The 13,242-nt window shown below is 64.0% G+C and carries 11 protein-coding genes; 9 read left to right on the forward strand and 2 right to left on the reverse strand.

Translation table 11 applies throughout. The features are described from left to right. Positions 1-10: 10 nt before the first annotated feature. The 9 genes from AC07Y0_RS15000 (at position 11) to AC07Y0_RS15040 (ending at position 9,992) form a co-directional block, all read left to right on the forward strand. Positions 11-1,441, forward strand: a complete 1,431-nt coding sequence (locus AC07Y0_RS15000) for a LutB/LldF family L-lactate oxidation iron-sulfur protein (protein WP_498678555.1) — start codon at positions 11-13, stop codon at positions 1,439-1,441. A 2-nt stretch (positions 1,442-1,443) separates the two neighbouring features. Beyond that, positions 1,444-2,127 (forward strand): LutC/YkgG family protein, encoded by a 684-nt coding sequence (locus AC07Y0_RS15005; protein ID WP_498678556.1) that lies wholly within the window; start codon positions 1,444-1,446, stop codon positions 2,125-2,127. A 139-nt stretch (positions 2,128-2,266) separates the two neighbouring features. Beyond that, positions 2,267-3,604 carry a glycosyltransferase family 4 protein gene (locus tag AC07Y0_RS15010; protein WP_498678557.1) on the forward strand — a complete coding sequence of 446 codons (1,338 nt, stop codon included), beginning with the start codon at positions 2,267-2,269 and terminating at the stop codon, positions 3,602-3,604. Then, entirely contained in the window at positions 3,601-4,356 is a 756-nt protein-coding gene (locus AC07Y0_RS15015) for an HAD-IIB family hydrolase (RefSeq protein WP_498678558.1), read from the forward strand. Before AC07Y0_RS15010 ends, AC07Y0_RS15015 begins: the two co-directional genes overlap by 4 nt. Positions 4,357-4,509: 153 nt before the next feature. Further along, complete coding sequence (locus AC07Y0_RS15020) at positions 4,510-5,013, forward strand: NUDIX hydrolase (protein ID WP_498680245.1); 504 nt, start codon at positions 4,510-4,512, stop codon at positions 5,011-5,013. Between the two features lie 134 nt (positions 5,014-5,147). Beyond that, positions 5,148-6,653 (forward strand): inorganic phosphate transporter, encoded by a 1,506-nt coding sequence (locus AC07Y0_RS15025; RefSeq protein ID WP_498678559.1) that lies wholly within the window; start codon positions 5,148-5,150, stop codon positions 6,651-6,653. A gap of 13 nt (positions 6,654-6,666) precedes the next feature. Beyond that, the gene (locus AC07Y0_RS15030) at positions 6,667-7,404 is read left to right on the forward strand and encodes a 16S rRNA (uracil(1498)-N(3))-methyltransferase (protein ID WP_498678560.1); all 738 of its coding nucleotides are present in this window, start codon (positions 6,667-6,669) and stop codon (positions 7,402-7,404) included. 165 nt (positions 7,405-7,569) lie between these two features. Continuing rightward, the gene (locus AC07Y0_RS15035) at positions 7,570-8,943 is read left to right on the forward strand and encodes a glutamate--cysteine ligase (RefSeq protein ID WP_498678561.1); all 1,374 of its coding nucleotides are present in this window, start codon (positions 7,570-7,572) and stop codon (positions 8,941-8,943) included. A gap of 146 nt (positions 8,944-9,089) precedes the next feature. Beyond that, the gene (locus tag AC07Y0_RS15040; RefSeq protein ID WP_498678562.1) at positions 9,090-9,992 is read left to right on the forward strand and encodes a DUF937 domain-containing protein; all 903 of its coding nucleotides are present in this window, start codon (positions 9,090-9,092) and stop codon (positions 9,990-9,992) included. A 67-nt stretch (positions 9,993-10,059) separates the two neighbouring features. On the opposite strand, the gene AC07Y0_RS15045 is transcribed toward AC07Y0_RS15040, so the two are convergent. Continuing rightward, complete coding sequence (locus tag AC07Y0_RS15045) at positions 10,060-12,537, reverse strand: methyl-accepting chemotaxis protein (protein ID WP_498678563.1); 2,478 nt, start codon at positions 12,535-12,537, stop codon at positions 10,060-10,062. A gap of 211 nt (positions 12,538-12,748) precedes the next feature. After that, positions 12,749-13,048, reverse strand: coding sequence for a DUF1127 domain-containing protein (locus AC07Y0_RS15050; protein WP_498678564.1), 300 nt, complete (start codon positions 13,046-13,048; stop codon positions 12,749-12,751). Between the last annotated feature and the right edge of the window lie 194 nt (positions 13,049-13,242).

Here is a 13,242-nt window from a genome sequence, read left to right on the forward strand (position 1 = left end):
ATTGAGAGCCATGCAGTTCACCTCCCCCCAGTTCAAGGACAACGCCGCCCGCGCGCTGCACAACCCGCAGCTGCAGAAGGCCTTGCAGAATGTCGAGAAGGGCTTCATCGCCAAGCGCGCCGCCGCGGCTGCGGCGCTACCGGAATTCGATGCCCTGCGCGACAATGCCCGCGACATCAAGAACCATACGCTCGCGCATCTCGACCTTTATCTGGAAGCCTATGAGCAGAAGGTCACGGCCTCCGGCGGGCATGTGCACTGGGCGGAAAGCGCCGAGGACGCGCGCCGCATCGTCATGGACATCTGCCGCAGGGTGAAGGCGAAGACCGTCACCAAGGGCAAGTCGATGATCACCGAGGAGATCAACCTCAACGAATTCCTCGAAGCCCAGGGCGTCGAGCCGGTCGAGACGGACCTTGGCGAGTACATCATCCAGCTGCGCGGCGAGCATCCGAGCCATATCATCGCGCCCGCCGTGCATCTCAACAAGGAACAGGTGGAAGAGGATTTCCGCCGCGTCCACACCCATCTCGACGTCGATCGCGACCTGACGGCACCGGAATCGCTGCTTTCGGAGGCGCGCGAGGTGCTGCGCAAGCGTTACTTCCAGGCCGATGTCGGGATCACCGGCGCCAACTTCCTGATTGCCGAAACCGGTTCCTCGGTGATCGTCACCAACGAGGGCAATGGCGATCTTACCCAGACGCTCGGCAAGGTGCATGTCGTGGTCGCCTCGATCGAGAAGATCGTGCCGACGCTGGAGGACTGTTCGCAGATCCTGCGCCTGCTCGCCCGCTCGGCAACCGGCCAGGACATGTCAGTCTACACCACGTTTTCGACCGGCCCGAAGCGGGCGGAGGATCCGGACGGCCCGGTCGAATATCATGTGGTCCTGCTCGACAACGGCCGCACCTCGATGCTCGGCACCGAGTTTCAGGAAATGCTCCGCTGCATCCGCTGCGGCGCCTGCATGAACCACTGCCCGGTCTATCATGCGGTCGGCGGCCACGCCTATGGCTCGGTCTATCCCGGGCCGATGGGCGCGGTGCTGACGCCGTCGCTGTTCGGCGTGGAGCAGTCGGCACACCTGCCGAATGCCTCGACCTTCTGCGGACGCTGCGAAAGCGTCTGCCCGATGCGCATTCCGCTGCCGAAGATGATGCGGCACTGGCGCGAGCGGGAATTCGAGCGGCATCTGACGCCGGCTTCCACCCGATACGGCCTCTCCGTCTGGGCCTTCTTCGCCAAGCGGCCGAAGCTCTACCGCATGGCTACCTCGCTCGCCGCCTCGATGCTGTCGCTGATCGGCGGGGCCAACAAGCGGATCTCGGCGCTGCCGCTCGCCGGCGGCTGGACGAAGTATCGCGACCTGCCGGCGCCCGAAGGCCAGACCTTCACCCAGGCCTGGGCGGCGCGCCAGGCGAAGCGGCAGGGAGCATGACCATGGACGGCAGAACCGCCATTCTTTCGAAGATCCGTGCCTCGCTGAAGGCTCCGACCGCCGACGACGAACGGCGCGCGGCCGTTGCCGCGCGGCTTGCCCAGACGCCCAAGGGCATCATCCCGGCACGCGGCCAATTGCCGGCGGAAGAGCGCCTCCAGCTGTTCCGCTTCATGGCGGAGAAGTACAACGCGACGACCGAACGGGTCGAGACGATGGATGCGCTACCGGCCGCGGTGTCGGCCTATCTGATGGGCCGCAACCTGCCGGCCGCGATCCGTCTCGGCGCCGATCTCCGCCTGGCCATTGCGCCGTGGTCGGCGGAGGCGACGCTGGAGATTCGCCATGGCGCATCCGATGGCGACGATCTCGCCGCGGTCAGCCATGCCTTCGGAGCCGTGGCCGAGACAGGTACGCTCGCGGTGCTCTCCGGCCCCGACAATCCGGTGACGCTCAATTTCCTGCCCGAGCACCACATCGTCGTCGTCCGCGCCGACGAGATCGCCGGCGACATGGAGACCATCTGGGCGCGGCTTCGCGCGATGCAGGGTCCGGCCATGCCGCGCACGGTGAATTTCATCACCGGACCGTCCCGCTCGGCCGACATCGAGCAGACCCTTCTGCTCGGTGCGCATGGCCCGCGGGCGCTGCACATCGTCATCGTCGGGGCGGCTCAGACGCATTGATCCTGGCTTTCCGGCGTCGCCCCCACGGGCGCCGATCGGCTCTCACATCAGCAATGGGGTTCTCTTTTTGGGGAACAATCCCAATTCCGGCTCGTTTGGACAGAACACTTCCGGAATGAAATTTGTATTGTGAGAGATTATGACAAGCTACATCGATGTGAATGCGGCGCCACGGATCGCGCTCGTCTCCACCCATGGCTATGTCGCCGCCCAGCCGCCCCTGGGGGCTGCCGATACCGGCGGCCAGGTCGTCTATGTCATTGAACTGGCGAAGAAGCTGGCCCAGCTCGGTCACAAGGTCGACATCTATACGCGCCGCTTCGAGGACCAGCCGGAGATCGACGAGGTCGACGCAGACGTTCGGGTCATCCGTATTCCCTGCGGCGGCCCGGACTTCATCCCGAAGGAATATCTTCACCGCCATCTCAACGAATGGAACGAGAAGGCGCTCCGCTACATCAAGCGCGAAGGTCTGTCCTATCTCTTCATCAACAGCCATTACTGGGACGCCGGCGTCGCCGGACAGCGGCTCTCCGAGGCGCTCAACATTCCGCATATCCACGCGCCGCATTCGCTCGGCCTGTGGAAGAAGCGGCAGATGGAGACCGACTATCCGGAGCGCGCCGACAGGTTCGAGGCGGAATTCAACTTCAAGGAACGCATCCAGCACGAGCTGATCGTCTACCGCAGCTGCCAGCTGGTGGTCGCGACGACCCCGATCCAGCTCGACATGCTGATCGAGGACTATGGGCTCAGCCGCAATCGCGTGCACATGATCCCGCCCGGCTATGACGACAACCGCTTCTATCCGGTCTCGGAAGCCTCGCGCCAGATGGTGCGCCAGCGGCTGGGCTTCGAGGGCAAGGTGGTCCTGGCGCTCGGCCGGCTTGCCACCAACAAGGGCTATGATCTCCTGATCGACGGCTTTTCCGTGCTGGCCAGCCGCGTGCCCGACGCCCGCCTGCGCCTCGCGCTCGGCGGGGAGAACCTCGACGCGCAGGAGCAGGGCATTCTCGACGGGCTGAAGAAGCAGGTTGCCGATCTCGGCCTTGCCGATCGCGTCGACTTCACCGGCTTCATCCCGGACGAGGAACTGCCCGACTATTATCGCGCCGCCGATCTCTTCGTGCTGTCGAGCCGCTACGAACCCTTCGGCATGACGGCGATCGAGGCGATGGCGAGCGGCACGCCGGCGATCGTCACCATCCATGGCGGGCTGTTCCGCGCCGTCAGCTACGGCCGGCACGCGCTCTATGCCGATCCCTTCGACAAGGAGGATCTGGGCATCACCATGATGAAGCCCTTCCGCCATCCGCGCCTGAGGGACCGGCTGTCGCGCATGGGCGCCCACAAGGCACGCAGCCTCTTCACCTGGACAGGCATCGCCCAGCAGCTGGTGGCGCTGGTCGAGGGCCGGCCGCTGGCACAGGCGCTCGAGGAGGCCGATTGGGCGGAACCATGGAACGACGGCGATTGAATCCGGTACGGCTGTTCTCCTCCGACCTCGACGGGACGCTCGCGGGCAATCGCGACGCCTCGCGGCGGTTCTCCGCGTTCTGGCAAGGGCTCGCCCCGGAGAGACGGCCGCTGCTCGTCTACAACAGCGGTCGACTGGTCGACGATATTCTGTCCTTCATCGTCGAGGAAGGCCTGCCGCCCGCCGATCTGGTGATCGGCGGGGTCGGCACGATGATGGCCGGCAATGCGCTGGACGGATTGCAGGCGGAATATGCCGACTTCATCGGCGGCGGCTACGACGCGGCGAGCATCGCAAACCTCGTCGGCGATTTTCCCGGCCTCCAACCGCAACCGGACCGCTACCAGCACGATCACAAGTCGAGCTGGTATCTGTACCGCGCCACCGCGGAGCGGCTTTCTGCGCTGGAGCAACGGATCGCCGAGGGGGAAATGCAGGTCAAGATCGTCTATTCGAGCGATCGCGATCTCGATATTCTCCCGGCCAATGCCGACAAGGGCAATGCGCTCGTCTGGCTCTGCGGCAAGCTCGGCGTCGCGCTGGACGAAGTCGTCGTTGCGGGTGACACGGGCAACGACGCGGACATGTTCCGGCTCGACGGGGTGCGCGGCATCATTCCCGCCAACGCCCGAGACGAACTCAGGCAGCGTTTTTCAGACAAGGGCCGAATCTACCAGGCCCGAGGAAAAGAGGCCGACGGCGTGATCGAAGGCCTGCGCCACTGGCTCGGCGGCGCCCCGCCGCCCGCCTGACCAAAATCAGGCATTTCTTCGGAAATGCTTGACGGAATGGCATGGGCTCACAAAATTGCCGGGAATGCAGCGCTGTCGTGCATAGACCGATTGATTGTCAGCGAATCAGCGTAAGCTTGTATTCTAAAGAATGGGGTGTTTCCAACCTTGAGCATGATGAGCCGGATAGCGTCCGACGTACAATTGATGCTGCGGCGCCCGCCCCGCCAGCAATATGCGGCCCTGTGCTTTCGGAAACGCAAGAAGCAGCTCGCACCCGAGGTTCTGCTCGTCACCAGCCGCGACACCGGTCGCTGGGTCATTCCCAAGGGCTGGCCGATGCGGGGAAAGAAGTCGCATGCCGTCGCGGAGCGCGAGGCCTACGAGGAGGCTGGCGTCAAGGGCAATGTCTCCCGCGAGCCGATCGGTTACTACACCTACCACAAAGGCATGAGCGACGGCCTGAAGCTCACCTGCCGGGTCCAGGTGCACGCCCTCGAGGTGAAGGAACTGCTGAAGGATTTCCCGGAAAAGGGAACCCGCCGGCTGGAATGGGTCAATTGCGAGGAGGCTGCTGCCCGGGTGCAGGAACCGGAATTGAAGGTGCTGTTCCACACCTTCGAACAGCAAATGCTGAATGACGCGGTCCCGGCCGGCCAATCGCCCAAATCGCCTTAGTTCGGCGGAACTTCACATCCTTCCTTCTTGAATGCCGGGGCCATTGGTCCTAAACGGATGAGGCTTCAACGCCCACCGCTTACGAAACCCTTGGCTCGACGGCCGCGCCTGTCGCAGCAGGAGACGCCGCCGTCATGGCAAAACCGCCACCGACCCTCGTCAAGCCGACGCTCGACAAGGACCTGGACAAGATCGCCTATGCCGAGGCCGCGGCGCAGCAGGTCTGGCGCGGAGCGCTTCCGGTCGGAATCGGACTGACCTTTCTCATCCTGGCGACCCTGTTTGCCGGCTTCTATGTGATCGACCAGCCGGGCGCCATCGTCATCATCACGGCTGCGGCGGTCGGCGCCTACATGGCGATGAACATCGGCGCCAACGACGTGACCAACAATGTCGGCGCGGCCGTCGGCGCGCGGGCGATTTCGATGTCCGGCGCGCTGGTGATCGCCGCGGTGTTCGAGATCGCCGGGGCGCTGATCGCCGGCGGCGACGTGATCGAAACCATTTCGGATGGCATCCTCGATCCCGGCATGGGTACCCACCCGCAGGCGTTCTCCCTGGCGATGATGGCGGCGCTGCTCGCCTCCGCCCTGTGGGTGAATTTCGCCACCTGGACCAACGCGCCCGTATCCACGACCCACTCGATCGTCGGCGCCGTCATGGGGGCCGGCGTTGCGGCCGCCGGCTTCTCGTCAGTGAACTGGAGCATCATGGCGGGCATCACGGTCAGCTGGATGGTGTCGCCGCTCCTTGGCGGCGCCATCGCGGCCCTGATCCTTTATTTCATCAAGGACTTCATCGTCTATCGCGCCGACAAGATCGCCGCCGCGCGGCGCTGGGTTCCCGTGCTGATCGCCGTCATGGCCGGCTCCTTCGCCAGCTACCTCACCATGAAGGGCATCGGCCAGGTGTTCGATGTCGGCATGCCGACGGCCATGCTGAGCGGCCTTGCGATCGGGCTCTTCGCCTGGCTCGCGTGCATCCCGCTGATCCGGCGGCAGTCCGAAGGGCTGGAAAACCGCAACCAGTCCCTGCGCAAGCTGTTTCGTCTTCCGCTGGTCTTTTCGGCCGCCCTGCTCTCCTTTGCCCATGGCGCCAATGACGTCGCCAATGCGATCGGACCGCTCGCCGCGATCGTCCAGGCGGCTCGAGCAGAAACCGTCGGTGCGATGGTCGAAGCACCGAACTGGGTGACTATCATCGGCGCGCTCGGCATTTCTGCCGGCCTCCTGCTGTTCGGCCCCAAGCTGATCCGCCTCGTCGGCTCGCAGATCACCAAGCTCAATCCGATGCGCGGTTTCAGCGTCGCGCTCTCCGCCGCCGTGACCGTGATCATCGCCTCCTGGTTCGGGCTCCCGGTCAGTTCGACCCACATCGCAGTCGGCGCCGTGTTCGGCGTCGGCTTCTTCCGAGAGTGGTACACGCGCAATTCGAAGCGACGCATCGCGTATATGCGCATGAAGGCCGATCACTGGGAGATCGAAGACCCGCGCGAGCGCAATCCCGACGAGCTGCGCCGCCGCTATCTCGTGCGCCGTTCGCATTTCATGACGATCGTCGCGGCCTGGATCATCACCGTACCGGCATCGGCAGGGCTTGCAGCCCTGCTCTACTGGGTTATGTATCTGCTCTTCCTCTGAAGCGGACACGGACATGCGCGCGAACTACCGGATGCAAAGGCTCTATGTCGAGGCCGATCTCGGCCTGGAAAAGGGTATCGAGGCCAGCCCCGAACAGTTCAACTACCTGGCCAACGTGCTGCGTCTGCAGGATGGCGCGGAGATCCTGCTCTTCAACGGCCGCGACGGCGAGTGGAAGGCGACGCTTACCTTTCCGAGCCGCAAGAAGATCCAGCTGACGCCGATCGAACAAACCTGCCCGCAGCCGAAGGATTGCGACCTGCAGTTCCTGTTCGCCCCGCTCAAGGTCGGCCGGATGGACTATCTGGTGCAGAAGGCGGTCGAGATGGGGGCGGGCCTCTTGCAGCCGGTGATGACCCAGCACGTGCAGGGCAAGATCACCAGCCTGGAGCGGCTGCAGGCCAATGCGGTCGAGGCGGCGGAGCAGTGCGGCGTGCTGGCGATCCCGAAGGTCGCAGCCCCGCAGAAACTCAAGGACCTGCTCGAAGGCTGGCGCTCCGACCGGCGCATCATCTTCTGCGACGAGGACAGCCAGACGCAGAACCCGCTTGCGGCCCTGTCGCGCATCGAGGAGCGGCGGCTGGCCCTGCTGGTCGGACCCGAAGGCGGCTTTTCCGACGACGAGCGACTTCTGTTGCGCTCCCTTCCCTTCGTCACCGCCATCCCGCTCGGCCCCCGCATCCTCAGGGCCGACACGGCCGCCGTGGCGGCGCTCGCCGTGGTCCAGGCGGCGATCGGCGACTGGCACTAGACGCCCCTTCGCGTCCATTGAGACATTGGTCGGAAACTCGTGCAGGCGGGATTTTTTTTGACCGGCTTTTAAGAGATTTTCACTTGCGCCGCCCCAAAATCCGGTCCAATCACCTTGCCTTATGGGCCGGTGCGCGTGCCGGCGACGCCAAACAAGGTTTGATCCATGGCTCGTGATACCACCGACGATACGCCCCTTGCTTCCGTTGCTCAGATGGCGGACTACCTTGCAGGTGGTTGCAAGCCGAAAGAGGCGTTCCGCATCGGTACCGAGCACGAAAAATTCGCCTTCTTCCGCACCGACAACAGCCCCGTTCCCTATTTCGGCGAGGCCGGCATCCGGGCGCTGCTGCTCGGCATGCAGGTCAAGACCGGCTGGGATCCGATCATGGATGGCGACAACATCATCGGGCTTGCCGAAGCGCACGGCATGGGCGCCATCTCGATCGAACCGGGCGGGCAGTTCGAGCTGTCGGGCGCACCGGTCGAAACGCTGCACGACACCTGCCGGGAATCGAACCAGCATCTGGCGGCGGTGCGAGAAGTCGCGGAGCCGATGGGCATACGCTTCCTCGGCATCGGCGGCAGCCCGAAATGGACGCTGGACGAAACGCCGCGCATGCCGAAGTCGCGCTACGAGATCATGACGCGTTACATGCCGAAGGTCGGCAGCCACGGCCTCGACATGATGTACCGCACCTGCACCATCCAGGTGAATCTCGACTTCTCCTCCGAGGCCGACATGCGGCGCAAGATGCGGGTGGGCATGAAGCTGCAGCCACTCGCCACCGCCCTCTTCGCCGCCTCGCCGTTTACCGAGGGCAAGCCGAACGGTCTCCTGTCCTGGCGCGGCGAGATCTGGCGCGACACCGACAATGCCCGCGCGGGCATTCTCCCCTTCACGCTCGATGACGATTTCGGCTTTGCCGACTATGTCGAATGGGCGCTCGACGTGCCGATGTATTTCATCGTGCGGGACGGCCGCTATCACGACTGTACCCATGTCACCTTCCGCCAGTTCATGGCGGGTGTACTGAAGGGTGAGGTGGCCGCCTGGGAACCCACGCTCGGCGACTGGACCAATCATCTTTCGACGCTGTTCCCCGACGTCCGGTTGAAGCGCTTCCTCGAAATGCGCGGCGCCGACGGCGGACCGTGGCGGCGCATTTGCGCACTGCCTGCCTTCTGGGTCGGCCTGCTCTATGACGACGCAGCGCTTGAAGCCGTCGATCAGCTGACCCGAAGCTGGAGCTTCCCCGAGGTCAATGCGCTTCGCGATGCCGTGCCGGCCAAGGGTCTGAAGGCCGAGATCGCCGGACGAAGCCTGCTCGACGTGGCCCGGGACGTCGTTTCCCTGTCCCGCCAGGGGCTTGTCAGCCGCGCCCGCCTCAACGGCGAAGGCCAGGACGAGAGCGTATTCCTCGGCCCACTCGACGAGGTGGTAGCGAAGCGAACGACGCTGGCGGACGATTTGCTCTCGCTCTACCATGGCCGTTGGAACGGCAAGGTCGAGCCGGTCTTCGACGAATACCAGTACTGACGGGCGGCGGCGCCGCTTCGGTCGCGCCGCGTCCCCTGCTCGTCCGTGGCAACTTGGCGTCGCTGCACGGGAAAAACCGGTTTGCGCCTGCTCTTTTCCGGCTATAGTGCCTCGAACTGCGTTGCGAGCTCGGGGAAAGGACGCCGATGTTGCCACTTTTTGACATGATGCTGCGGGCACAGAACGGAACGGCCATGGAGGCGATGGCCAGCCAGTTCAACCTGGCGCAGGAACAGGCGACGAAGGCCATGGCCGCGCTGATGCCGGCCTTTTCCTCCGGGTTCAAGCGCAACTCCGCCAACCCTTACGACTTTTCCTCCCTGATCGGCACCATGGCCTCGGGCAGTTACGCCAAATATTTCGAGGACATGAACAAGGCCTTCACCCCGCAGGGCATTGCCGACGGCAACCAGGTCCTGGAGAAACTGTTCGGGTCCAAGGAGGTGTCGCGCGCCATCGCCGCCCAGGCGGCACAGTTCACCGGCGTGGGCCAGGAAGTGCTGAAGCAGATGCTGCCGGTCATGGCCGACGCGATCATGGGCGGCCTGTTCAAGCAGACCACCGGTCAGATGGCCGATGCCAATCCCTTTGCCGGAACGCCGATGGGCGCGATGATGCAGCAATGGCTGGAAAGCACCGGCATCCAGCCCAAACCGGCACCGAAGCAGCCGAACATCTTCGACAATCCCTTCACCAAGGCCTTGCAGGACATGATGGGCGCCGCCCAGAAGCCGCAGGCGCCTCAGGGGGGCAATCCGTTCTTCGACAATCCGTTCGCCAAGGCCTTCCAGGACATGATGACCAGCACCTATGGCACCCAGGGTGCCGGTGCGCCTGCCGCGGCCAAGGAAGCCCCTAAACCCGAGGGGGATGCTGCGCCGGCAGCCCAGATGAGCGAACTGATGAACGTCATGTTCGACAGCGGGCTGGAGGTTCAGAAGAACTACCAGAAGAGCATGGAACAGATCTTCGACAGCTACCTGTCCGCCAATGGGCAGAAAAAGACACAGCCGGCACCGGATGCCGCGCCGGAAGAGCCTAAGGCCTGAGCCAAGGCTCAACAAATACAGAAAGGGCGGCCCACGGCCGCCCTTTTTCATTTCTATCGGTGGCTTCTCAGAACTCTTCCCAGTTTTCGTCGCCCTTGGCCTTGGCCAGCGGCGCGGACTTTGAAAAGCCGGTCGACAGCTTGTCGAGCAGGGCCTTGGCCGGAGAGGAGAATGCCCGGTTGCCCGGTCCGGCCGGAGCAACCCGGGTCGCAAGCGGCTTGACCGGCTTTGCCGGAGCGACCGGTGCGAAGGTACGATCGGCCATGGAGAAGCTCTTGTCGCGCATGTCGGCGAAACGCTCCGTGACGGAACCCATGCCCTTCTCGACGGTGAACTGTCCGACGAGGCCGGCCAGGGTCTCCGCATCATGGGTGAGCGCCGTCATTTCGGCATTGGTCTGCTCGGCCGCACGGGCGTTCTGCTGGGTGACGTCCTCCATGCGGGCGACGGCGGCCGTCACCTCCTTGAGGCCGGTCGACTGTTCGCGGGCGGCGCCGGCGATCGAGTGGATGTGGTCGCCGATCTGTACCACCTGGCCGGCGATCGAGGAGAGAACATCGCCGGTCTGCTTGACGAGACCGACGCCGTTCGCCACTTCCTCGCCCGACTTGGTGATCAGCGACTTGATGTCCTTTGCGGCGTTGGCCGAGCGCTGGGCAAGTTCCCGCACTTCCTGGGCAACGACGGCAAAGCCCTTGCCGGCCTCGCCGGCACGCGCCGCCTCGACACCGGCATTGAGCGCCAGCAGGTTCGTCTGGAAGGCGATCTCGTCGATCACGTTGATGATCTTCGAGATTTCGCTCGAGGCATTCTCGATCCGCTCCATCGCATTGACGGCGCCGCCGACGATCTCGCCGGAACGGTCGGAGTTGATGCGCGCCTCGCGCGCCAGCTGCGATGCGGTCTCCGCTCGCTCGGTCGAGTGACGGATGGCGTCCATGATCTGGCGAACGGCCGTCGACGTCTGGACCAGCACGGCAGCCTGCTGTTCGGTGCGCTTGGAAAGATCGGACGTCGAGGAACTGACCTTGCCGCTCTTGTGGTTGATGTCGGAAACACTGCCGTGCACGGCCGCGATCGTATGCGACAGGCGCTCGAGCGAGGCGTTGAAGTCGATGCGCAGCCGGTCGAGGCCGCTGGCGAAAGGCTTGTCGATCGTCGCCGTGAGGTCGCCGCTGGCCAGCCGCTGAAGGGCTGCGCCCAGCGTCTCGACCGTTTCGGTGAGACGCGCCTGTTCGGCGGCCTTCTCGGCGTCGCGCTCGCGGCGCTCGTCCTCGCTTGCCGAACGGCGATGCTCGGTCTCGGCTTCCAGTTCGCGCTTGTCGATCTCGGCGCGGCGGAAAACCGCGACCGAACGCGCCATGTCGCCGATCTCGTCCTGGCGGGTCTCGCCCTCCAGCACAATCTCGGTATTGCCGCCGGCGAGCTCTTCCATCGAGTTGACGAGCCTGGAGATCGGCCTGGTCAGCGTGCGTGAATAGACGACGGCAACCGCCGAGCCGATGACGATCAGCAACAGACCGAAGCCGACCGACGTCAACGCATTTCCGATCAGGTCCGCGTTGACCTCATCCTCGGCAATCAGCGCGATGACGGCGAACTGGGCGCCGCCGAAGCTCAGTGGCGAGGAGGCGGCAAAGCTCTTCATGTCACGATAGCCTGAAATGTCGCCCAGCGCCTCGCGGCCGGCGATGGCTTCGCCGACCAGCGGAGAGTCGATCTTGACGGCAAGGGCGTCGTTCTCGGCGGTATGGGCGCTGTCGTTGATGACCTGGCCGGCCGTGCTGACGAGAATCGTCTCTCCGGTCTTGCCCAGGCCCGTCTTATTGGCATAGAGCGCATTGAAACGGTCATTGGGCAGCTGGTAGGCGAGCACGCCGATGGTTCGGCCATTCTGCAGGATCGGCGTTGCGACGAAGGAGGCCGCAGCCCCCTTGGACGGCGCATAGGCCTCGAAGTCCGACATGGACACCACGCCGCCTTCGGCCTTCAGCGCCTTCTGGAAGACCTGGCCAAGGCCGCTGTCCTTGTGGGGGCCGGTCAGCAGGTTCGTGCCGTAGTCCCGCTCCTTCATCACCGTATAGACGATGGTGCCGGCCGGATTGATCAGGAAAAGATCATAATAGCCGAGCGACTGGAGATGCTTGAGGAAGGCGGCATGATATTGCTTGTGGGCGCGGTCGTAGGCGTCCTTCTTGGCCGTATCGAGCTTGTATTTCTCGCCTTCGGCATTCGGGTTGCCGTCGATGTAGCGGGCGTGCAGTTCCTTGACGGGGTCGTCGCCGAGGAAGTTCATCGCACCCGTGAAGCCGTAGAGCGCCTGCTGGGTGGTGAAGCTGGATGCGAGCGATGACATGTCGAGCCTGATGCTGTCGAGATAGCCTCGCGCCTCGTTGCGCCGGCCATCGGCCGTCGCCTCCAGCTTCTGGTAGACCTGATCGGTCAGGATCCGGCTCTCAAGGTAGAAATTGATCGCCATGGAGGCGCTCAAGGAGACGAAAGCGAAGAGGGCCGCCGCAAGCGGCAGCTTCCTGGAAATGCGCATGTCAATGGCTCCGCGGAAAATCCGAATGGCTGCTTTGCTCGCCATGGTTCCAGAACAGCGTTAGCAAGCCGTTACCGAGCCGTAGCTAGCCTGTGGATAGCTGTCGCTTTCCGGCCGATTCAGTCAAAAAAATGCCCGGCATGGAGGACCATGACCGGGCAAGCGGCAGGGTTTATTGGCTATCACCCTGCGGGGATGGAAAATGTTCGGCCTAATCGAGCGTCAGTCCGCGCAATGCGCGCCGCGAACGGTTGCGGGCCGAGCGCGACAGATGCAGCGAAGGATCGTCCGCAAAGCCGGACAACTTCAGGGCCTGCTCGACATCGGAACGGCTAAGGCCGATGTCCCTCAGCTGGAAGTCGTCGAGATCGGCAAGGCGGTTCGCGGCACGTCGATTGCGGATGGCACGCCAGACGGACTTCACGCGCGTGGTCGCGGCAACGAGGCGGGTGACAAGCCCCAGCCGCGGCTCGGCGATATCGAGTTCGATCATCCGTTCGGTCGTGCGCATGGCTTTGTCCTTTCGATTGGCACGAGTCTGAGCTGCCCTTGCCGCACGGCGGCAAGGGATCAACCGGGTCTGGCCGGCAGTGCCCAAGGGCACGGTCGGTGTCTGCTGATTTGCAGCCTCACAATGCGGAAACGGTATTGATCAGTCCAACGAATGTTTCTAATAGTTAGTATCAATCGTTCTTATGGATGTAT

It is taken from the genome of Allorhizobium sp. GW101-3B10 (assembly GCF_059424725.1).

Coding starts and splice junctions, on each gene's coding strand:
- AC07Y0_RS15005 (WP_498678556.1), top strand. CDS start 1,444: ATGGACGGCAGAACCGCCATTCTTTCGAAGATCCGTGCCTCGCTGAAG.
- AC07Y0_RS15010 (WP_498678557.1), top strand. CDS start 2,267: ATGACAAGCTACATCGATGTGAATGCGGCGCCACGGATCGCGCTCGTC.
- AC07Y0_RS15025 (WP_498678559.1), top strand. CDS start 5,148: ATGGCAAAACCGCCACCGACCCTCGTCAAGCCGACGCTCGACAAGGAC.
- AC07Y0_RS15030 (WP_498678560.1), top strand. CDS start 6,667: ATGCGCGCGAACTACCGGATGCAAAGGCTCTATGTCGAGGCCGATCTC.
- AC07Y0_RS15035 (WP_498678561.1), top strand. CDS start 7,570: ATGGCTCGTGATACCACCGACGATACGCCCCTTGCTTCCGTTGCTCAG.
- AC07Y0_RS15000 (WP_498678555.1), top strand. CDS start 11: ATGCAGTTCACCTCCCCCCAGTTCAAGGACAACGCCGCCCGCGCGCTG.
- AC07Y0_RS15050 (WP_498678564.1), bottom strand. CDS start 13,048: ATGCGCACGACCGAACGGATGATCGAACTCGATATCGCCGAGCCGCGG.
- AC07Y0_RS15020 (WP_498680245.1), top strand. CDS start 4,510: ATGATGAGCCGGATAGCGTCCGACGTACAATTGATGCTGCGGCGCCCG.
- AC07Y0_RS15040 (WP_498678562.1), top strand. CDS start 9,090: ATGTTGCCACTTTTTGACATGATGCTGCGGGCACAGAACGGAACGGCC.
- AC07Y0_RS15045 (WP_498678563.1), bottom strand. CDS start 12,537: ATGCGCATTTCCAGGAAGCTGCCGCTTGCGGCGGCCCTCTTCGCTTTC.